This window comes from Pseudomonas sp. NY15435 (assembly GCF_048068295.1).
Lineage (GTDB): Bacteria > Pseudomonadota > Gammaproteobacteria > Pseudomonadales > Pseudomonadaceae > Pseudomonas.
This window is the reverse complement of the sequence record NZ_JBLUQA010000008.1, coordinates 96,452-117,850: the sequence shown is the minus strand read 5'-3', so window position 1 is coordinate 117,850 and position 21,399 is coordinate 96,452. Positions and strand designations below refer to the sequence as shown.

General features: G+C 64.4%; 18 protein-coding genes. 9 read left to right on the top strand and 9 right to left on the bottom strand.

What is annotated here, in order from left to right:
- Position 1 precedes the first annotated feature (1 nt).
- The 7 genes from ACNFH5_RS19890 to desA form a co-directional block, all read right to left on the bottom strand.
- Positions 2 to 2,215, bottom strand: a complete 2,214-nt coding sequence (locus ACNFH5_RS19890; protein WP_416748857.1) for a polysaccharide biosynthesis tyrosine autokinase — start codon at positions 2,213 to 2,215, stop codon at positions 2 to 4.
- Positions 2,216 to 2,246: 31 nt separating this feature from the next.
- Positions 2,247 to 3,176, bottom strand: coding sequence for a glycosyltransferase family 2 protein (locus ACNFH5_RS19885; protein WP_416748855.1), 930 nt, complete (start codon positions 3,174 to 3,176; stop codon positions 2,247 to 2,249).
- Positions 3,177 to 3,178: 2 nt separating this feature from the next.
- A complete protein-coding gene (locus ACNFH5_RS19880; protein WP_416748853.1) occupies positions 3,179 to 4,699 on the bottom strand; it encodes a lipopolysaccharide biosynthesis protein in 1,521 nt (506 codons plus the stop codon).
- Between the two features lie 10 nt (positions 4,700 to 4,709).
- Complete coding sequence (locus ACNFH5_RS19875; RefSeq protein WP_416748851.1) at positions 4,710 to 5,804, bottom strand: DegT/DnrJ/EryC1/StrS family aminotransferase; 1,095 nt, start codon at positions 5,802 to 5,804, stop codon at positions 4,710 to 4,712.
- Positions 5,805 to 5,861: 57 nt separating this feature from the next.
- Positions 5,862 to 7,283, bottom strand: a complete 1,422-nt coding sequence (locus tag ACNFH5_RS19870; RefSeq protein WP_416748850.1) for a hypothetical protein — start codon at positions 7,281 to 7,283, stop codon at positions 5,862 to 5,864.
- 1,054 nt (positions 7,284 to 8,337) lie between these two features.
- On the bottom strand, positions 8,338 to 9,306 hold the full coding sequence (locus ACNFH5_RS19865) for a GGDEF domain-containing protein (RefSeq protein WP_416748848.1): 969 nt from the start codon (positions 9,304 to 9,306) through the stop codon (positions 8,338 to 8,340).
- A gap of 138 nt (positions 9,307 to 9,444) precedes the next feature.
- Entirely contained in the window at positions 9,445 to 10,626 is a 1,182-nt protein-coding gene (gene desA, locus ACNFH5_RS19860; RefSeq protein WP_416748846.1) for a delta-9 fatty acid desaturase DesA, read from the bottom strand.
- Positions 10,627 to 10,804: 178 nt separating this feature from the next.
- Here desA and ACNFH5_RS19855 point away from each other — a divergent pair, with 178 nt between their 5' ends.
- The 7 genes from ACNFH5_RS19855 to ACNFH5_RS19825 all read left to right on the top strand — a co-directional run bounded on the left by ACNFH5_RS19855 (position 10,805) and on the right by ACNFH5_RS19825 (position 18,448).
- Complete coding sequence (locus ACNFH5_RS19855) at positions 10,805 to 13,078, top strand: putative bifunctional diguanylate cyclase/phosphodiesterase (RefSeq protein WP_416748844.1); 2,274 nt, start codon at positions 10,805 to 10,807, stop codon at positions 13,076 to 13,078.
- 140 nt (positions 13,079 to 13,218) lie between these two features.
- The gene (gene oscA, locus ACNFH5_RS19850) at positions 13,219 to 13,401 is read left to right on the top strand and encodes a sulfur starvation response protein OscA (RefSeq protein WP_017520779.1); all 183 of its coding nucleotides are present in this window, start codon (positions 13,219 to 13,221) and stop codon (positions 13,399 to 13,401) included.
- A 170-nt stretch (positions 13,402 to 13,571) separates the two neighbouring features.
- Complete coding sequence (locus tag ACNFH5_RS19845) at positions 13,572 to 14,570, top strand: sulfate ABC transporter substrate-binding protein (protein WP_045215475.1); 999 nt, start codon at positions 13,572 to 13,574, stop codon at positions 14,568 to 14,570.
- A 267-nt stretch (positions 14,571 to 14,837) separates the two neighbouring features.
- On the top strand, positions 14,838 to 15,656 hold the full coding sequence (cysT, locus tag ACNFH5_RS19840; protein ID WP_416748841.1) for a sulfate ABC transporter permease subunit CysT: 819 nt from the start codon (positions 14,838 to 14,840) through the stop codon (positions 15,654 to 15,656).
- A gap of 10 nt (positions 15,657 to 15,666) precedes the next feature.
- Positions 15,667 to 16,539, top strand: coding sequence for a sulfate ABC transporter permease subunit CysW (cysW, locus tag ACNFH5_RS19835; protein ID WP_416748839.1), 873 nt, complete (start codon positions 15,667 to 15,669; stop codon positions 16,537 to 16,539).
- 10 nt (positions 16,540 to 16,549) lie between these two features.
- Entirely contained in the window at positions 16,550 to 17,539 is a 990-nt protein-coding gene (locus ACNFH5_RS19830; RefSeq protein ID WP_416748837.1) for a sulfate/molybdate ABC transporter ATP-binding protein, read from the top strand.
- A 159-nt stretch (positions 17,540 to 17,698) separates the two neighbouring features.
- The gene (locus tag ACNFH5_RS19825; protein ID WP_416748834.1) at positions 17,699 to 18,448 is read left to right on the top strand and encodes a sulfite exporter TauE/SafE family protein; all 750 of its coding nucleotides are present in this window, start codon (positions 17,699 to 17,701) and stop codon (positions 18,446 to 18,448) included.
- Between the two features lie 203 nt (positions 18,449 to 18,651).
- On the opposite strand, the gene ACNFH5_RS19820 is transcribed toward ACNFH5_RS19825, so the two are convergent.
- Positions 18,652 to 19,215 carry a TetR/AcrR family transcriptional regulator gene (locus tag ACNFH5_RS19820; protein WP_416748832.1) on the bottom strand — a complete coding sequence of 188 codons (564 nt, stop codon included), beginning with the start codon at positions 19,213 to 19,215 and terminating at the stop codon, positions 18,652 to 18,654.
- Positions 19,216 to 19,319: 104 nt separating this feature from the next.
- Between ACNFH5_RS19820 and ACNFH5_RS19815 the strand changes: the two genes are divergently transcribed.
- Positions 19,320 to 20,048: an SDR family oxidoreductase gene (locus ACNFH5_RS19815; protein ID WP_138526602.1), complete on the top strand. Its 729-nt coding sequence runs from the start codon at positions 19,320 to 19,322 to the stop codon at positions 20,046 to 20,048.
- Positions 20,049 to 20,233: 185 nt separating this feature from the next.
- Positions 20,234 to 20,824: a 2-hydroxychromene-2-carboxylate isomerase gene (locus tag ACNFH5_RS19810; RefSeq protein WP_416748830.1), complete on the top strand. Its 591-nt coding sequence runs from the start codon at positions 20,234 to 20,236 to the stop codon at positions 20,822 to 20,824.
- 100 nt (positions 20,825 to 20,924) lie between these two features.
- Here the strand turns inward: ACNFH5_RS19810 and ACNFH5_RS19805 are convergent, their stop codons facing one another.
- Positions 20,925 to 21,326, bottom strand: coding sequence for a hypothetical protein (locus ACNFH5_RS19805; protein ID WP_416748828.1), 402 nt, complete (start codon positions 21,324 to 21,326; stop codon positions 20,925 to 20,927).
- Positions 21,327 to 21,399 lie beyond the last annotated feature (73 nt).

Below are 21,399 nucleotides of genomic sequence, written 5' to 3'. Positions count from 1 at the left end.
CTCAATCCTTGGCGTCGTAGCGGTAGGCGTAGGCGCCGTAGTCGTATGCCGCAGTCGAGGCCTTGCGTTTCACACCGTTGAGGATTGCTCCCTGCAGGTGGATGCCGCTCTGCCCAAGGCGACGCCGAGCGGTGTCGATCTCGCTGGCCGGGCTCTGGCCGAAGCGCGTCACCAGCAGGCAGATGCCGCACAGCCGGCCGACCAGGGCGGCGTCGGTCACCGCCAGCACTGGCGGGGTGTCGACTATCACCAGGTCGTACATCGCCGAGGCATCGCGCAGCAGCTGGGCAAAGTTGTCGTGCATCAGCAGCTCGGACGGGTTCGGCGCAGCAAAGCCGCAGGAGATGAAGTCGAGCTCCGGCACCTCGGTGGGCAGGATCACTTCGCTCAGCGGACGGTGCGAACTGAGCGCGTCGGACAGGCCATGGCGCGGGGTCAGGCCGAACACCCGGTGCAGATAGCCCTTGCGCATGTCGGCGTCGATCAACAGGGTCCGCAGCCCCGATTGCGCGACGATGGCCGCGAGGTTGCTGGAGACGAACGACTTGCCGGCACCCGGCGCGGGGCTGGTGAGCATCACCACGTTGTTGCGCGCTTCGAGCAGGGCGAAATGCAGGTTGGTACGCAGGCTGCGGATCGCCTCGTTGGCCAGGTCGCCGGGGGTGGAGGCGGCCAGCAGTTTCGGCGTGTGGCCGAGGATGTCGCCCTTGCGCTCCTTCTCCAGACGCTCCTGCTGCCGCGAGTACGGAATCGCGGCCAGCACCGAGAGGCCGAGCTGTTCGATGGCTTCAGGGTTCTCCACGCCACGGTAGAAGGCCTGGCGCAGGAACAGGATGGCGAGCGCGACGCAGAAGCCGAGCAGCGTGGCGAGCAACACGATGACCTTGCGCATGGGCTTGGCCGGCTGCTCGACGTTGGCCTGGGCGGTGTCGATCACCCGCACGTTGCCGATGGTGCCGGCGCGGATGATGTCCTGCTCCTGGGCCTTGTTCAGCAGGGTGGTGTAGGTCTGCCGGGTGACCTGCATGTCACGGGACAGGCGCAGCAGTTCCTGCTGGGTCGCCGGCAGGGTCTGGATGCGTTTCTGCAGTTGCGCCTTGCGGTCTTCCAGGCTGCTCATCTGCTTGAGCAGGGCCTGGTAGGTCGGGTGGGTCGGGGTGTACAGGCGGTCGTACTCGGCGCGCTTGAGCTTGAGCTCGGAGAGCTGGTTGTCGATGCCCACCACCTGGTCCAGCACACCACGGGTCTCGACGCTGATGTCGGCGGATTTGGCCGTGGTCTGGTAGGCGTTGTAGGCGGCTTCGGCTTTTTCCAGGTCCATGCGCACCACCGGCAGCTGCGAGCGCAGGAACTGCAGGCGCTGGGACGCTTCGGCGGAACTGCGTTCGACGTTCTGCAGCACGTAGAGCTGGCTGATCTTGTCGAGGATGCGGTCAGCCTGCAGCGGGTTCGGGTCCTCCAGGGTCATGTAGATGATCCCCGAGTCCTTGCCGGCCTCGGCCACCTTGAGCAGCTTCTGGTAGTTCAGGGTGGTGGTCAGCAGACGATTCTTGGCGACGATGAACTCGGTGCCGGGGCGCGCCACCAGTTCGTCCACCTCGATGCTGAAGCCCTTCTCCATTACGGTTTTCTTCAGCTCGCCGCGCAGGATCAACTGGTCGTCGGCGTTGAGCAGGTGATAGGCCTCACCGCCATCGGCCACCAGGGTCAGCGGCTCGCCCAGGTATTCCTCCGGCACGTCGAGGGCGAACACCTTGATCTGCTCGCCACCCCAGCCATAAGCGCCCATGCCCAGCCAGGGCGCGGCGATAGCCTGCCCAGCCTCTGGGTGATAGCGCCGCGCCAGGTAGTCACCGATCAGCGGCAGCCGCTTGGGCTTGGCGATGATGTCCAGCTTCAGAATCTCCACCGCCTTGCCGAGCACGGCGCGGGATTTCAGCAGCTCGATCTCGGTGGAGGCGATCGACACCGAGTCGGGGCGGTTGATCACCTCCGGCGTGCCGTTCAGGCCGTTCTTCTTCTGCTCGATCTGGATCATCGCGCCGGAGACATAGATGGGCGTTGCGATCACCGCATAGAAGAGCCCGAGCACCGCGAACAGGCCGGTGACGGCAAGGATCATCTTCTTGTGATCGAACAGCAGGCGCAGCAGGCCGGCAACGTCGATGCGGGTGTCCTGGAGCGTTTCCAGGCGTGATTGGGGCATGACACTCATGGACTTCCATCCTCCATTGAGGTGGCGCGGCTCAGCGCGCCTGAATCGGGTTCAGCCGCTTGAGCAGGTTGGCGCCGTGATTGCCGATCAACATCAGGAAGGCCTGCACCTTGCGCATGGGCGAGACAGCCGCCATGGACATCCGGCAGACCTGCATCAGGAAGTACTCGTTGAGCTCCTGACTCCCCAGACGCTGGTAGTAGCGCGACAGGCAGTAGTAGGTGTGCAGGGTCATCTGCTGCTGCACGCGATCGGCTTGCATGGAGAAGATCCCGCCCTGGTGCACGCGGTAGGCGGCCGGGCGGATTTCCTCGATGAACTTGCCCTTGCCGAAGGCACCCAGCAGCGACCACCAGCACAGATCGACCATGCGCGTGGTGCGCAGCTCCTCGGGCATCTCGGTGAGGACGTTACGGAAGCAGGTGGTGAGGGTGGAGATCGGCCGGGCCTTCTGCAGGTCCAGGCGGCTGGCATCGCCGCGGTACTTGCCGGTGAGCTGCCGGGGCTTGATCACGCCGTCCTCGTTGTAGGTGTAGGCGTCGTGGTAGGTGATCACGTAGTCCGGGTTCTTCTCCAGGAAGTCGACCTGGATCTGCAGCTTGCGCGGGTCGGTCCAGAAATCATCACCCTCGCAGTAGGCGATGTAGCGGCCGCGCGCCTTGCGGAACACCGGCAGGCCGTGGGAGACGCCCTTGGAGTACTGGTTTTCCTTGTGGAAGATCGGCTTGATGATGTGCGGGTAGCGCGCGGCGTAGTCGGCGATCAGCTCGCTGGTGCCGTCGTTGGAGGCGTCGTCATTGACCAGCACTTCGAAGCGGAAGTCGGTGACCTGCTCGAGGAAGCTGTCCAGCGTGCGGCCGATGTAGTTCACCTGGTTGTAGGCCAGGCAAACGATGCTCAGAAGGGGCTTGGGGTCTTCCGGCCAGTTGGAGAGAATCTGCAGCTCGGAGCGGATATCCATGTCTAGACACTCGGCTTGTGGGACGGTTTGAACAGGCGCAGCAAAGCCGGGGCAGAGCCCGCGCCCACGAGGAACAGGGTGATCAGGCCGCACACGGCCAGCGCCACCAGCAGCCACAGGCGCTCGCCGGAACGGGCCAGCAGCGCGTAGAAGGGTTCGCTGATCAGTAGACCGGCGGCGCTCAACGCGGCGATCTGCAGGGTGTCGCGCATCCACGCGCCATGCAGGCCGGGGGCGAAGGTGCGGTGCACAATCGCCGGCCAGATCAGGAATGACAGCAGGCGCAGGCCGAACCAGCACATCGCCACGCCGAGCACGCCGTAGAGGTAGGCGCTGGCGATCACCAGTGGCACCGTCACCAGCGTGGAAATGACGCTGTACCAGACGTGCATGCTCAGCTGACCGTGGGCGTACTGCAGGTAGAACTGGAAGCTGGCCACCGCCAGCAGACCTGAGCCGAGTACGTACCAGGCGAGGATCGGCCGGCACCAACTGGCGGCCTCGGCATCGCCGCTCCAGGCCAGAACCAGGTCATGACCATGAGCGGCGATCACCGCGACCATCGGGAACAGCAGCACGCAGACGAAACGGTTCGCCTTGAGATAGAGCTGCTGCATGTCTTCGTGGCGTTCTTCGGCGACCAGCATGGTCATGCGCGGCAGCAGCGACTGCGCCAGCGGGTTGACCAGCGTGAGGATGCCGCCGGAAATCAGCGCCACCAGGGAGAAGTAACCGTACTGCTGCAGTGGCAGCAGGTTCGACAGCAGGACCTTGTCCAGTTGGGTGAGCACGATCCACAGGCAGGAGCTGAAGGACATGCCCAGGGCGAAAGGCAGCACCGGGCGCACCGTGTCCCAACAGAAGCGGGTCAGCAGACGCACATCCATCCACAGGTAGGCCTTGCCGCCCAGCAGCAGCGCCTCGATCAGCGACACACCGACCTGGAACTGGAAGAACACCAGCGGGTCCTGGCTGACCTGCGCCACCAGCAGCAGGCCGCCGAAGTAACGCAGGGTGGTGATGAACACGTTCACCGCATTGATGAAGCCGTGCAGCTCCTGCCCCTGCAGCGCGCTGCGATACAGGGTGGCGTAGAGCCGCAGGGCCACCAGCAGCCCCATCAGGCTGATGCACTGCGCCACCAGCTCCGGCGAGAGTTGCTGCACGTTGAGCCACTGCCCGGCGACCCAGGTGCTGCCGCCCCACACCGCCAGGCTGCTGAGGAATGTCAGCGGCAGCAGGATCAGCTCAAAGGAGCGCAGCAGGCGCGCCTGGTGCTGGCCTTCGCCATTGACCCCACGGCCGTGGGCGACTTGCCGCACCAGCGCCGGCGACAGGCCGACATCGAGCAGCAGTAGCCAGCTCTGCAGCACCGCGAAGAAGCCGATCAGGCCGTAGGCCTCGGCCCCGAGGTGGCCGAGGTAGAACGGCTGGATCAGGATGCCGATGACGATGGCGTACGCCTGCCCTGCATAGTTGAGCAGGGTGTTGCGGACCATCGACAGCGAGCGTGCGGTGCGCATGATCGTCCCCTTACACCGCGACCGCGACGCGGCCGCTTTCCAGCAGCAGCACTTCGATCACCGCGCGCTGGATCTCCTGCGGCAGGCCCGGATAAAGCGGCAGGCAGAGGATGCGCTGGCTCAGCTCGCGGGACTGCACTTGCGGCACCTGCGGGGCGAGGTAATCGAGGGTGTCCAGCGACGGGTAGAAGTAACGCCGCGGGTTGACCCCGATCTCGTTCAGCGCAGTGCGCACGCGCAGCACCTGCGCCTCATCGCGCAGGCCGATGGGGTAGTAGCTGTTGTTCAGCCGCGCGTAGCTCTCGCTGGCCTGCAGGTCGTAGTAGCCGCTGAGCGCCGCGGTGTAGCGGGCGGCGATCTCCTCGCGCTGGGCGAGGATGCTGTCGATTTCGTCGAGCACGCACAGGCCCATGGCCGCGGAGAACTCGTTGAGCTTGGCGTTGATGCCCAGCCCGACGATCTGGTCGACGCCGGCAATGCCGAAGTTGCACATCAGGCGGATCTGCCTGGCCAACTCGTCATCGGAGGTGACGATGGCGCCGCCCTCGATGGTGTGGAACAGCTTGGTGGCGTGGAAGCTCAGGGTGGTGGCGTCCCCCCAGGCCAGCACCGAGCGGTCGCGGTAGCGCGAGCCGAAGGCGTGGGCGCCGTCGTAGATCACTTTCAACTGGTTGCGCTGGGCCACCGCCTGAATCTCCTCCACCGCACAGGGATTACCGAACACGTGGGTGGCGACGATGGCGGTGGTATCCGGCGCAAGGCTGGCTTCGATGCGCGCAGGGTCGAGGTTCCAGGTCCGCGCGTCGATGTCGGCGAAGCGCGGGCGAATACTCTCCCACTGCAGCGTGCTGCTGGTGGCAACGAAGCTGAAGGGGGTGGTCACGGCACTGCCGGTCACGCCCAGGGCCCGGTAGGCCACTTGCAGGGCGATGGTGCCGTTGTTGGTGAGAATCACATGGCGAACGCCGAAGTAGTCCTGCAGGCGTTCTTCCAACTCCGTGACAAAGGGGCCGTGGTTGGTGATCCAGCCGGAGGCATAGATCTGTTCCACGTAGGCCTTGAACTTGTCCAGGTTGCCCAGGTAGGTCTTGGTCACATTGATCACGGTCGCATCCCTCTGTTGGATGGAAAGTCCGTTGGCCAGAGCCGGCGCAGGCGCCGCTCAACCCAGTGCCGACAGCGCGAAGGGCGCGTCGTCGATGCGGGTGTGGCTGTGGTCCTGCGAAGCGGGTTCGGCCTGTGCTGTGCGACTGGCCAGGTGCTCCTGCAATGCCTCGATGACGCGGCCGCTGGCGTCGTTGTGGAACTGCCAGACGCCGTAGATGCGGCTGTCGAAGGAACGCTCGCTGCCCAGCATCGGGTTGGCCGCAAGGCCAGAGCCGAGGCCGAAGCTGTAAAGGCCGGGAATCGGCCGGCCGGTGTGGTCACGCAGGCAACCGGCGGCGTCGGAATCCAGCCCGCCCTTGCTCTCGCGCACCTGCAGCGGCTCGCCGTTGGCACGCCGCAGCGCCGGCAGGCAGGGCTGGTAGCCGATGGCCTGGACGATCACGCCGTCTTCGCTGCAGCACTGCTCCAGGCGCTCGCGCACGGCGGGCGAACGGTCTTCCAGGCACAGCAGTTCGACCTTCACGCGGGTCCCGCTGACCACCCCGTTGGACAGCACGTCGGTGCCGACCTGGTGGGCGCGATAGCGTAGGCCGCCGGAACGGTTGACCCGCCCGGACACCGGGCAGACGTCCATGCCTTCGTCCACCACATAGCCGGCCGCACGGGCTTCCTCCACGCTCTCGAAGAACAGGCGGATCGGCGCGCGGTGCAGCAGGGTGATCTGTTCCAGACCCAGGCAATCCAGGGCGCAGGCAAGGTTGTCGAGGATCGAGAAGGCGCTGTGGGAACCGCCAACCACGGTGAAGCGGCTGCCCGGGGTCACCCGGTCGCCGAACAGCTCCACCAGCTCGGCCGGACTCAGGCTCAGCAGCGCGTCGGAGGAGTACACCGTGGGGCCGTCGTGGGACAGGATCAGGTCCTGCTCGGCGAGGCTCCAGTTGAGGTATTCACGGTTCTGCCGGCCGCCCAGGTTCATCACCAATGCGCCGGCGTCGATCTGCGCGCCATGGGAGCCGCTGCGCAGCGCCAGCTGGAAGCTGCCGTCGTCCTGCGCGGTGATCTTCTCGATGCGCGTCCCCAGCGCCACTTCGACGCCCAGATGCTCAGTGACGTAGCGCATGAACAGCGTCGAGGCATGCGCCAGCAACTCACCCACCTGGGTGAGCATCGGTGCGCCGTGGGGGTCGTTCTGCAATGCGCGGAACGCCGGCGAGTGCGCCAGCGGCGCGAAGATCGGCAGCAGCGCCGGGTCGCGCAGGCAATCGAGGAACACATCGCCCACCGAGTTGGCGGTGATGTGGTAGTCCCCCAGCCGGCCACGACCGACCGCCAGTGCAGCGTCCACGACCAGCAGGCCATCGCGCGCGAGGCTCGCCAGCGCGCCGGTCTTGTAGGCGTTGAAGAGGAATCCCATGCCTGCCGGGCCGGCGCCGCCGACCACACAGGCATAATTGGAACGAAGCGTTTGCTCGGCCATCAGCCTTGACTCCCAGCGCGGCGGGGCGCGCGGCTCTCGTGATGCCGGCGCTGTCGGCCGGCAGGGTGGCGGCGTACGCGCCGGAATTCCGTCACTCGCGGCGCAGCCGCCGTCGCACGATCCTTATTCGGGAAGGTCGCGGGAGTCAGTTCGGAATGGATGGCGAACGCCTGCAGATGAACTTCGGTGATGGACAGAAGTTGCTGTTTCAGGAATGAAACAAAGAGTGTCTGGCGTGGCTCTTTCTCAGCGATAAGTTCATATTTGTTACACCCTGACTCGCGCCGACAAATAGGGACATAACAAAATTTCGAACTAAGCGAGAGAGTCCTTCTAAACTTTTCATTAGCACCCAGGGGATTGGCGCCAAACTTCCGCAGTTTCACTTGCGAAACAATTCCCGCCGGGGAGGCGCTGCTCTTTTTGCTTGAAAGGACGGCACACGAAGTTCCGTCGTTTTCCATTCTTCCAGCGGCCATCGTCACTTACTCCAGTCCAGGAGATGCTCTGCGCCGGGCCACATGCAAATTTCGAAGACAAGGCTACCGCCCGAGTTCGAATGACCCGATTCAATTAACGACAATCAACTGTTCGTCCCTGGAGTGGCCGTTATTTTTCGCTGGGCAAAGCTACCGCCCTTCGGCCAAGTTCCGAAAATCTGGAAAAACAAAAGCAAAAATCTATCGCGCTTCCGCAGCGAGGGGTGCTGACGGAAGTTGTCAGGCAGCGATAGGAAAGTGACAGGAAGAAGAGGTGGCAGAATCTTCCGTGACACACTGCTCGTGCGACTGCTCCCTGAGGTGTCTCATCCAGACACCACACGATATTGCTATGTGAATAGTAATAGAGGGGGGGGTGAAGGCATGTCAATGAACGATGTCGCGACACGCCAAGAATCCGACAAAAGGCAATTCGAACTTTGTAAGTTATTGATTACTAAGGCGCCATAATCCCGACACAGGCCTTTTGACAGCAGAAACATACAGCTCCGCATCTGCGGAAAAGTATTAATCAGAAAGTATTAACAGGCCCGCCACGGACGCGGCGGAGTGTTTCATCCCTGAACAATGCGGTCCTTGCCGGTGCGCTTGGCCTGATACAAAGCCGCGTCGGAACGGCTGTAGAGCGCGGAAAGATTCTGGTCATCAGGCTGCAACAGGGTCAGCCCCTGACTGATGGTGACGCTGAAGAAATGCTCGGCCTCGTTGAAGCGCAGCCGCTGCACTTCCCGCTGCAAGCGCTCGCCAATCTGCCGCGCCATACCCTCGTCGCAACCGGGCAGCAGCACGGCGAATTCTTCGCCGCCGATACGGCCGAACAGGTCACCGCGGCGCAACGCTCCGGCGCCGCTTTGCGCGATGCGCTGCAGCACCACGTCACCCACCTGGTGGCCGTAGAGATCGTTGATCTTCTTGAAGTCATCCACGTCCAGCAGCAGGAAAGCCAGCGGCGTGGAGGTGGCCTTGCAGTCTCGGAAAGCCTGCTCGGCGTTGTCGAAGAAGTAGCGGCGGTTGCTGCTCTGGGTCAGCACGTCGGTGGTGGCCAGACGGTGCAGTTCGGTCTCCAGGTGCTTCTTGTCGGTGATGTCCTCGGCGATGCCGACGATCATCAGCGGCAGGCCGGCATCGCTGTGCTGGCTGACGAAGCATTTGTCGCTGAGCCAGCGGACTTCGCCGTCGGCGCGCAGGATGCGGTATTCGCGCTGCTCGATGGCGCCGCGCTCCAGTACTTCCTGCAGGGTGCTCTGGGCGTAGTCCAGGTCATCGGGATAGATGCAGTTGCGCCATTCGTTGTAGTCCGCCAGCAGCAGCGCGGCGGAGCGGCCAAAGATGCGCTCGTACGCCGGGCTGACATAGACCATGCGCTGGGCCTGCCAGTCGAAAGCCCAGAGCACCGAGTTCACGCTCGCCAGCAACGCACTGAAGAGTTGTTCGCGCTCTTTCAGGCGCGTCACCTCGGCGCGACTGTGCAGCAGTGCCAGCAAGGCCTCTTCCTGATCGGCCGGTAATTTATTCTCATCCATGTATCAGCGTCCTCCCGCTCATTGACCGGGGCTATGACCGCAAACTACGCCAGGCTGCTGCAAATTAAACGAAAAGCCCGCCGAACGGCGGGCTTTTCTTGAGACACATCTCTCAACGTCCTAGGACGTTTCCGTCAATCAGACGGCCGGACGCAGAGAGTAGGTCTTCAGCTGCTCGGCGAACTCGCGCAGAGACTGGATGCCACTGGCTTCCGCCTCGTGTACCCACTGTTTGATCGCGGCGAGCATGTCGTGGCCGTTGGCGCTGGTTTTCACCCAGATCTGCTGAAGTGCCAGGCGCTTCTCGTAGATCACCTGCAGGGACTGGCTCTGCGCGAGCAGGTCCTGGATGCGCGCGTGGTGGCGCTCTTCCAGCAGGCTGGTCTCCCGCGAGAGCAGGCGCTTGGCGCGGCGGAACAGGTGGCGCACCGACTCGTCGGCCTTGGCCAGTTCCTGCTTCACCAGCGGGCCGATCACCAGCTTGCGGTACTGGGCCATGATCTGGAACCGGTTGTTGAGGATGGCCATGGCGGTGTCCATGTCCAGGCTGCCCTTGCCTTCCACGCGGTGGGCAATCGGCGCGACGCGGGCCACCTTGGCCAGACGCAGGAAGCAGAACACCTTGATCCAGGCCCAGCCCAGGTCGAACTCCCACTTCTTCACCGACAGCTTGGCCGAGTTCGGGTAGGTGTGGTGGTTGTTGTGCAGCTCTTCACCACCGATCAGGATGCCCCAGGGCACGAGATTGGTGGCAGCGTCGCGGCACTCGAAGTTGCGGTAGCCGACGGCGTGGCCCAGACCATTGATGACGCCGGCAGCCCACACGGGGATCCACATCATCTGCACGGCCCAGACGGTCATGCCGAGTACACCGAACAGCGCCAGGTCGATGATCGCCATCAGCACGATGCCGCCGATGGGGTAGCGCGAATAGACATTGCGCTCGATCCAGTCTTCCGGGCAGTTCTTGCCATAGATGCGCAGGGTGTCTTCGTTCTCCGCCTCGGCGCGATAGAGCTCGGCGCCGCGCCGCAGGACGGTACCCAGGCCCTTGTAGACCGGGCTGTGCGGGTCGTCGGCGGTTTCGCACTTGGCGTGATGCTTGCGGTGGATGGCGGTCCACTCGCGGGTGTTCATGGCGGTGGTCATCCACAGCCAGAAACGGAAGAAATGCTGCAGCGCCGGATGCAGTTCGAGTGCCCGGTGCGCCGAGTAGCGGTGCAGATAGACAGTGACGCTGACGATGGTGATGTGCGTCAGGACCAGGGTGACCGCCACCAGTTGCCACGGCGACAGGTCAAGGAAACCGTTGTACCACATAGGCGATACTGTACCTCGGAAGGGGTGTGGACTACGCCCTGCCGGCAAGCTTTGCCGGCAGAAGACAGCCCGCATTATCACCAAGCAGGTCCGGATTACCATCCGGTCTTTTAGATACGAACGCGGCCAAGTGGCCATCATTTATACTGCGCAGCCAATAAATCCAATCCACTACCGCATGAATCCACGCCTCAGCGCCCTGCGCATCAGCTTTCTGTACCTGGTCGTAGCCACCCTCTGGGTCTGGCTGGGTGACCAATGGTTACAAAATGTCCTGCCCGACCCCGCGTCGCTGGCGCGGGCGATGGAGCTGAAGAAATACGGATTCCTGGCAATTACCTTCCTGGTGCTGTTCTTCCTGCTCTGGCGGTACTTCCGCCAGCAGCACGCCGCCTTCGCCGCCTTGGCCGACAATGAGCAGCGCCTGAGCCGTGCCTTTGCGGTAGTCGAGGACGGTATCTGGGACTGGGACCTGGAAACGCAGCGGGTCTACTACTCACCCGGCTACGCCAAGCTCCTCGGCCTGCCCCTGGAGCACTTCAGCGATGACCTGCTGCTATGGGAACAGCGCCTGCATCCAGACGACCGCGCGCGCACCCTCGCCCTGCACCAGGACTGCATCCAGGGCCTGCGCACCGAACTGGAATGCGTCTACCGCATCCGCCACGGCGATGGCAGCTACCGCTGGGTACGCAGCAGCGGGCGCCTGACCCGCGCCGAAGACGGCCACCCCCTGCGGCTGACCGGGGTCAACCGCGACATCACCCATCAGCGCAGCAACGAAGACCACCTGCGCCAGGCCGCCGCCGTGTTCGAGGCGACCCAGGAAGGGCTGCTGGTAACCGACGCGCGCGGCGTGATCGTGCACATCAACCCGTCCTTCTCGCGCATCACCGGCTACAGCGCCGAGGACGTGCTCGGAGGCCAGCCCTCGCTGCTCAAGTCCGGCCGCCAGGACGCCGCCTTCTACCAGTGCATGTGGAAAGCCCTGCACGAGGACGGCGTGTGGAGCGGCGAGATCTGGAACCGCCGCAAGAGCGGCGAGGTGTACCCGCAGTGGCAGCACATCCGCGCCGTGCGCAATGACGAGGGCGAGCTGACCCACTACGTCGCAGTGTTCTCCGACCTCAGCAGCCTGAAGCGCTCGCAGCACGAGCTGGACTTCCTCGCGCATCACGACCCGCTCACCAGCCTGCCCAACCGCCTGCTGCTGCGCGAACGTATCGAGCAGGCGCTGGCCCGCGCGGAGCGGGAACAGAGCGGCGGCGCGCTGCTGAGCATCGACCTCGACCACTTCAAGCACATCAACGACAGCCTCGGCCACAACATCGGCGATCTGCTGATCCGCGCCGTGGCCGAACGCCTGGAAAGCTGCCTGGACGAGCGCTGCTCCCTGGCGCGCCTCGGCGGCGACGAGTTCGCCGTGGTCCTCGAAAGCCAGCAGCCGCACCACGCCAGCAGCCTGGCCCAGCGGCTGCTGGAAGCGATGAGCGCGCCCTTCGAGGTCAACGGCCAGCTCATCTACATGTCGGTGAGCCTGGGCGTCAGCCTGTTCCCGGAAGACGCACGCAATGTCGATCACCTGCTCCAGCATGCCGACGCCGCGCTGTTCCGGGCCAAGGCCAGCGGGCGCAATCTCTACGCCTTCTATACCCCCGAGCTGACTGCCCGCGCGCGCTCCCACGTGCAGGTGGAGTCGGCCCTGCGCCACGCGCTGGACCACGACGAACTGCGCCTGTACTTCCAGCCGGTGCACGACCTGGCCACAGGGCGCATGGTCGGCGTCGAGTCGCTGGTGCGCTGGCAGCATCCGCAACAGGGCCTGATCGCTCCCGGCGAATTCATCCCGGTGGCCGAGGAAAGCGGCCTGATCACCGCCATCGACGCCTGGGTGCTGGAGCGCGCCTGCCGGCAGATGCGCCAATGGCTGGACGCTGGAATCAACCTGGACTTCATCGCGGTGAACGTCTCCAGCCGGCTGTTCGGCCGCGGAGGCCTCGAGGAGCGCGTGGCCCTGGCGCTTGAGCAGAGCGGCCTGGCGCCCCACCACCTGGAACTGGAAATTACCGAAAGCGCGGTGATGGAAAATTTCGACCAGGCCCTGGAGCTGCTCTGCCAGCTGCGCCTGCTGGGCGTACACCTGGCCATCGACGACTTCGGCACCGGCTACTCCTCGCTGATGCGCCTGAAACGCATGCCGGTGCACAAGCTGAAGATCGACCAGGGTTTCGTCGCCGGCCTGCCGGACGAATCCGAGGACGCCGCCATCGCCTGCGCGGTGATCGCCCTGGGCCAGAGCATGGGCCTGCAGGTGGTCGCCGAGGGCATCGAACGGCCCGACCAGGCCGCCTTCCTCCTCACTCACGCCTGCAACTTCGGCCAGGGTTACTGGTACGGCGCCCCGCAGCCAGCCGAGCTCCTGCTGGCGCAATTGCCGCGCGACCCCGCATGAAAACGCGCTAAAAACTTTCTGATATATAAAAATTCTTAAACAGTATTTTTAAGAATATCCAGCTCCTGCCTAATATGCGCTCACACCGCACGCGCCGTTGGTGAATCGGCCGGTGGTCAACCCATTAGGAGCAGATACCCATGAGCGCAACCCTCCGTAGCCTGGACGGCCAGGACGAAGCCAACATCCTGCGCGAAGTGCAGAGCGCCCTGCGTGGCCTGCGTTTCGGCGCCGTCGAGATCACCGTGCACAACGGCCAGGTCGTGCAGATCGAGCGCAAGGAAAAATTCCGCCTGCAACAGAGCCCGGGCAAGCCCGCCTGAGCCCCGAGCCGAAAGAGCCGCGAATCGACTGGACCACCGGAGCGTCGCCATGACCAAACTGCCCCACCGGTACTGCAGCTGTCAGCCGCGAATGCGTGGCTGACAACGCCCCTCCCCCGAAAGACCCTGCCCAACAAACATAAAGAACTGCATTTTTTCAGGAGCTGCACATGTCCATCCGCCGTTTCGCCCTGGCCGCACTGGCCAGCGCCCTGATTGCCGGCCCGGTATCCGCCGCCACTCAACTGCTGAACGTTTCCTACGACCCGACCCGTGAGCTGTACCAGGCCTACAACGCCGCCTTCATCAAGCACTGGAAGGCCCAGGGCGGTGATGACCTGACCGTGCAGCAATCCCACGGTGGCTCGGGCAAACAGGCCCGCGCCGTGATCGACGGCCTGAAAGCCGACGTGGTGACCCTGGCCCTGGCCGGCGACATCGACGAACTGAACAAGCTGGGCAAGTTGCTGCCCGCCGACTGGCAGGCGCGCCTGCCCGACAACAGCACCCCCTACACCTCGACCATCGTGTTCCTGGTGCGCAAGGGCAACCCCAAGGGCATCAAGGACTGGGCCGACCTGACCAAGCAGGGTGTGGAAGTCATCACCCCCAACCCGAAGACCTCCGGCGGCGCCCGCTGGAACTTCCTGGCCGCCTGGGCCTGGGCGAAGAAGGAATACGGTAGCGACGAGAAAGCCCAGGAATACGTGCAGAACCTGTACAAGCACGTGCCGGTTCTGGACACTGGCGCCCGCGGTTCGACCATCACCTTCGTCAACAACAACATCGGCGACGTACTGCTGGCCTGGGAGAACGAAGCCTTCCTGGCCAAGAAGGAACAGGGCGGCGAGAACTTCGAGATCGTCGTGCCGTCCGTGTCCATCCTGGCCGAGCCGCCGGTGGCCGTGGTCGACAAGACCGTCGACAAGAAAGGCACCCGCAAGGTCGCCGAGGAATACCTGAAGTACCTGTACAGCGAAGAAGGCCAGCGCATTGCCGCGCAGAACTTCTATCGCCCGCGTGATGCCAAGGTCGCTGCCGAGTTCGCCAACCAGTTCCCGAAACTGAACCTGGTGACCATCGACAAGGACTTCGGCGGCTGGAAAGTCGCGCAGCCCAAGTTCTTCAACGACGGCGGCATCTTCGACAAGATCTACCAGGCGCAGTAATGCGCCACCCGCCCGGCCTTGAGCCGGGCGGCCCGATCCACGAGGGCCGGTGCACAGCCCGCGCGGAACGAAAAACCCCCGTCCCATGACGGGGGCACAGAACCTGTTTACGATCTTGCGAGCTAGGGCAGGACAAGGCGAAAACAGGCAAGGAAGCGCAGTTTACGAGCTGTAAATGAGCAATCCGAGCCTGTTCTCAACGCAGTCATGCCGACGCGCAGCAGATCGTAATCAGGTTCTCAACGCGTTCACGAGAAAGGACAGCAAATGTCGCGACGCATCTCCCCGGTCATACCCGGCTTCGGGCTGACTCTGGGCTACACCCTGGTGTATCTCAGCCTGTTGGTGCTGATTCCGCTGGGGGCCATGTTCCTCAAGACGACCCAGCTCTCCTGGGATCAGTTCTGGACCATCATCACCGCGCCGCGAGTCATCGCCGCGCTCAAGCTGAGCTTCGGCACCGCGCTGATCGCCGCCCTGATCAACGGCGTGATCGGTACCCTGCTGGCCTGGGTGCTGGTGCGTTACCGCTTCCCCGGGCGCAAGATCATCGATGCGATGATCGACCTGCCCTTCGCCCTCCCCACCGCCGTGGCCGGTATCGCGCTGACCGCGCTGTACGCGCCCAACGGCATGGTCGGTCGCTTCGCCACTGAACTGGGCTTCAAGATCGCCTACACCCCGCTGGGCATCACCCTGGCACTGACCTTCGTGGTCCTGCCGTTCGTGGTGCGCACGGTGCAGCCGGTGCTGGCGGATATCCCGCGTGAAGTCGAAGAAGCCGCCGCCTGCCTGGGCGCCAAGCCGCTGCAGGTGTTCCGCCATGTGCTGCTGCCGGCGCTGCTGCCCGCCTGGCTGACCGGTTTCGCCCTGGCCTTCGCCCGCGGCGTCGGCGAATACGGCTCGGTGATCTTCATCGCCGGCAACATGCCGATGAAGACCGAGATCCTGCCGCTGCTGATCATGGTCAAGCTGGACCAGTACGACTACACCGGCGCCACCGCCATCGGCGTGCTGATGCTGGTCGTCGCCTTCGTCCTGCTGCTGCTGATCAACCTGCTGCAGCGCCGCATCGAAACGCCTTGAGGAGCGCGCCATGAGTACCGCAAGCCTTTCCGCCGCGGCCGCTGCCAACGCTGCTCGCCGGGGTAATGTCTGGGGCCGCCGCGCCCTGATCGCGCTCGCCTGGCTGGCCTTCGCGCTGTTCCTGCTGCTGCCGCTGTTCGTGGTGCTGAGCGAGGCGCTGAAGCAAGGCTTTGGCACCTTCTTCGAAGCCATCCTGGAACCTGACGCACTGGCTGCCCTGAAGCTGACGTTGATCGCCGTCGGCATCTCGGTGCCGCTGAACCTGGTGTTCGGCGTAGCCGCCGCCTGGTGCGTGACCAAGTTCGAGTTCCCCGGCAAGAGCATCCTGGTGACCATGATCGACCTGCCGTTCTCGGTCTCCCCGGTGATCGCCGGCCTGATCTACGTGCTGCTGTTCGGCGCCCAGGGCTACTTCGGCGAGTGGCTGTCGGACCACGACATCCAGATCGTCTTCGCCGTGCCCGGCATCGTGCTGGCCACCATCTTCGTCACCTTCCCCTTCGTCGCCCGCGAACTGATCCCGCTGATGCAGGAACAGGGCACGCAGGAAGAGGAGGCCGCGCGCCTGCTCGGCGCCAATGGTTGGCAGATGTTCTGGCACGTGACCCTGCCGAACATCAAATGGGGCCTGATCTACGGCGTGGTGCTCTGTACCGCGCGCGCCATGGGCGAGTTCGGCGCGGTGTCGGTGGTCTCCGGACACATCCGCGGCGTCACCAATACCCTGCCGCTGCACGTCGAAATCCTCTACAACGAATACAACCACGTCGCCGCTTTCAGCGTTGCCACCCTGTTGCTGCTGATGGCCCTCGTCATCCTGCTGCTCAAGCAGTGGAGCGAGTCGCGCCTGTCCCGCACCAAAGTCAAAGCTGACGAAGAGTGAGAGCCAACCCATGAGCATCGAGATCCGTAACGTCAGCAAGAACTTCAACGCCTTCAAGGCGCTGAACGACATCAACCTGGATATCCACAGCGGCGAGCTGGTCGCCCTGCTCGGCCCGTCCGGCTGCGGCAAGACCACCCTGCTGCGCATCATCGCCGGCCTGGAAACCCCGGACGCTGGCAACATCGTGTTCCACGGCGAGGACGTCTCGCAGCACGACGTGCGTGATCGCAACGTCGGCTTCGTGTTCCAGCACTACGCCCTGTTCCGCCACATGACGGTGTTCGACAACGTCGCCTTCGGCCTGCGCATGAAGCCGAAATCGGTGCGCCCGAGCGAGTCGCGCATCGCCGAGAAGGTCCACGAACTGCTGAACATGGTGCAACTGGACTGGCTGTCCGACCGCTACCCGGAACAACTCTCCGGCGGCCAGCGCCAGCGCATCGCCCTGGCGCGCGCCCTGGCGGTGGAACCGAAGATCCTGCTGCTCGACGAACCCTTCGGCGCCCTCGACGCCAAGGTACGTAAAGAGCTGCGCCGCTGGCTGGCGCGCCTGCACGAGGAGATCAACCTGACCTCCGTATTCGTCACCCACGACCAGGAAGAAGCGATGGAAGTCGCCGACCGCATCGTGGTGATGAACAAAGGCGTGATCGAGCAGATCGGCTCGCCGGGCGAGGTCTACGAGAACCCGGCCAGCGACTTCGTCTACCACTTCCTCGGCGACTCCAACCGCCTGCACCTGGGCGGCGACGAGCACGTGCTGTTCCGTCCGCACGAGATCTCGCTGTCGCGCTCCGAAGTGGCCGAACACCGCGCCGCCGAAGTCCGCGACATCCGCCCGCTGGGCGCGATCACCCGAGTCACCCTCAAGGTCGACGGCCAGGACGAGCTGATCGAGGCCGAAGTGGTGAAGGACCACGACAGCCTGACGGGCCTCGCCCGCGGCGAGACGCTGTACTTCAAGCCGAAGGCCTATCAGCCGGTGGCGAATATCTGACGCGGCAAACCACTTTACTGTAGGAGCGAGCTTGCTCGCGAACCCGGCCCCGCAGCGGGGTTTGTTCGCGAGCAAGCTCGCTCCTGCAAGAGCCCCGCGCTTTCCCCCGGCTTTCAAACCCTCGTATCCTGCCGACCTTGCTTTCAACAAGGCCCGGCCATGTTCGACGCCCTCCCCCAGCACCTCGAACTCATCGTCCTCACCTTCCTCCTCGCCGGCCTGGTGAAGGGCGTGGTGGGCCTCGGCCTGCCCACGGTCGCCGTCGGACTGCTCGGGCTGGTGATGCCCCCGATGCAGGCCGCTGCCATTCTCGTCGTCCCCTCCACCGTTACCAACGTCTGGCAACTCGCCGCCGGTCCGCGCTTCCTTGGGCTGCTCAAACGGCTGTGGGGCATGCTCATCGGCATTGTCCTCGGCACCCTGCTGGTAGGCTGGTTGCTGGCCGGGCGAAACTGGCCGGCCGCCACGCCGCTGCTGGGCGTGGCGCTGATTCTTTATGCGCTGCTGGGGCTGTCGAACAAGCGCTTCACGGTGGCGCCGAAGCATGAGCGCTGGCTGTCGCCGCTGATCGGCGTAGTCACCGGTGGCGTCACGGCAGTGACCGGCGTCTTCGTGATTCCCGCCGTACCGTTCCTGCAGGCCCTCGGGCTGGAGAAAGACGATCTGGTTCAGGCACTGGGGCTGTCCTTCACCGTCTCGACGCTCGCCCTGGCAATCACCCTCAGCCAGCACGGCTCGCTGCTGCAGGCAGACATCCTCGGCCTCTCGCTGCTGGCCCTGCTGCCGGCGCTGGCCGGCATGTATCTGGGCACTTGGCTGCGCTCGCGCATCAGCCCGCTGGCGTTCCGCCGCTGCTTCTTCGGTGGGCTGTTGCTGCTGGGCGCGGACCTCGCGATTCGCGGTCTGTAACTGCTCTTTTGTAGGAGCGAGCTTGCTCGCGAACCCAGCCCAGCCCAGCCCAGCCCAGCCCAGCAGCGGAGCTTGTTCGCGAGCAAGCTCGCTCCTACAGCGGTAGGGCACAAAACGCCTATGGCGCTACCCACATCCGTGCCGGTTTTCCGCCCTACCAGAGTTGGGGACAACCCCGAGATTGCGCCCCGAAGGGAAGTGGCTCACTTCTCGTCCAGGTGGCGGATAAGGAAGTCCCGGCTCGACTCGACAATCGTCTTCTGCGCTGTCTCGCTCGCCACCATCCGCGCCAGCACCAGCGCGCCGACGCACTGCGCCAGCAATGCCCAGGCGTCTTCCGCCGAGCCCAGCACCTCGGCCCAGGCCTGCTGCAATTCCACCAGCGCATCTTCGGCACTCTGCCGCACAGCTTCGTCGGCGCGGGCGATTTCCGCGCCCAGCGCAGGAATCGCGCAGCCGGCGCCGGCATCCTGCACGTGCGTGACATTCAGGTAGCGCTTCAGACCGCGCTCCAGCCGGGCGCGATCCAGAACCTTGCCCTTGGCGGCGAGGCGCTCGACGCTCTGCTGCAATTCGCGTTCGACGATGGCGGCGAACAGTTCGTCCTTGGAACCGAAGTGGTTGTAGAACGCCCCGCCGGACAGTCCCACCGCCTTCATCAGCCCGTCCACGCCGGTGGTGGCGAAACCGCCCTGCTTGGCGAGGGCGCCGCTGCTGTCGAGCAGGCGCTGGCGGGTTTCTTCCTTGTGGGTGGCTGAGTAACGCATCGGGGCGACTCCGGCGAAGCGGTTGACGATACGTCGAATATTAACATAACGTTCGTTTACCTAACGACCGTTTACCCACTTTCGCGCACCCCGAGGAAACGAGAATGTCGAACAAGAAAGTCGTGCTGGTCATTGGCGCCGGCGATGCCACCGGCGGCGCCATCGCCCGCCGTTTTGCCCGTGAAGGCTATGTCGCCTGCGTTACCCGGCGCTCGGCGGACAAGCTGCAGCCGCTGGTGGATCAGATCCGCGCCGAAGGCGGCGAGGCGCACGGCTTCGCCTCCGATGCGCGCCAGGAAGAAGCAGTGATCGAACTGGTGGAAACCATCGAGCGCGACATCGGCCCCATCGAAGCCTTCGTCTTCAATATCGGCGCCAACGTACCCTGCAGCATCCTCGAAGAGACCGCGCGCAAGTACTTCAAGATCTGGGAGATGGCCTGCTTCTCCGGCTTCCTCACCGGCCGCGAAGTGGCCAAGCGCATGGTCAAGCGCCAGCGTGGCACGATCCTCTTTACCGGCGCCACCGCCGGCCTGCGCGGCGCATCGGGCTTCGCCGCCTTCGCCGGGGCCAAGCACGGCATCCGCGCACTGGCGCAGAGCATGGCCCGCGAACTGGGACCGATGGGCCTGCACGTCGCCCACGTGGTGGTGGACGGCGCCATCGATACCGAATTCATCCGCGAGAACTTCCCGCAGAAATACGCACAGAAGGATCAGGACGGCATCCTCGATCCCGAGCATATCGCCGACAGCTACTGGTATTTGCATTCGCAACCGCGCGATGCCTGGACTTTCGAGCTGGATCTCCGCCCCTGGATCGAGCGCTGGTAAAAATCGGCAGACGACCAGCTGCGCGTCGGCCAGGCGTCGTTGGAATCCAGCAGGGGCTACTCATTTACAAACGCTGACTATCAAAGCAAAAGGTCCGCGCCCCTGCTGAATTCCGCCTAGCCTGGCTCTAGCTCGCAAGGTCGTATGCCGATTTTGCGAACCCACATAAAAAGAGAGAGCCACTCATGAGCAAATCCGTCGAGTTCTACTTCGACTTCGGCAGCCCGACTTCCTACCTGGCGTATACCCAACTGCCGGGCATCTGCGCCGAAGCCGGCGCCGAGCTGGTCTATCGCCCGGTCCTGCTGGGCGGCGTGTTCCAGGCCACCGGCAACGCCTCGCCCATCGCCGTGCCGGCCAAGGGTCGCTACACGCTGATCGACATGACCCGCTTCGCCCGCCGCTACGGCGTGCCGATGAAGATGAACCCGCACTTCCCGATCAATACCCTCACCCTGATGCGCGCCGCCACCGGCGTACAACTGCGCCAGCCGGAGGGCTTCGAAGCGCTGCTGGCCTGCGTGTTCAAGGGCATGTGGGTGGATGCGCTGAACCTGGGCGACCCGGCAGTGCTCGGCCCATTGCTGGCCGAGGCGGGCTTCGATCCGCAGGCGCTGCTGGCGCTGACGACCGAGCAGGACGTGAAGGATGCGCTGAAAACCAATACCGAGGCGGCGATCAAGCGCGGGATGTTCGGCGCACCGACATTCTTCGTTGGCGACGAAATGTTCTTCGGCCAGGACCGCCTCGACTTCGTTCGCGAAGCCTTGGCTTAAGCCGGCAGGAAGCGGTTCGCGAGCAAGCTCGCTCCTACCAAGAGCGCACCGGCGCTGACCTGTAGGAGCGAGGGGGACGCCTAGTTCTTGCTCGCGAACATCACAGGGCAAGAACCGCGGACCGCCGCAGGCCGAAGAACTCCAGCTCTGCGAGCAGCAGGACCACCAGCGCCTGGCCGATGACGAAGGCGTAGCCCAGGGCAGTCGGCTGCACATAGCCGGTCACCAGCAGGACGGCGCTCTCCACGACCCACAGCGCATTCAGGGCGATGACGGCCCACACACCGGTGCGCGACAGCAGCGTCTGGTTGCTCATCCAGTAGAGCACCAGCGCCAGCGGCAACAACACGATGCCGGCCACCAGCAGCAAGACGAAGGGCAGACCGAACAGCTCACCCAGCGGTTGCGCGGCCAGGGCCATCAGCAGGCCCATGGCGCCACCGGCGATGGCGTCGACCTTGAGGGTGAGACGAAGCAGCGGGGAGGGTTGCAGCAGAGTCATGGCGAAGCTCCTTCAGGGGGCGCCACCGGTTGGCGGCGTGTGGCTGAAGAATCTGCCGCAGCGGTAGGCGCGT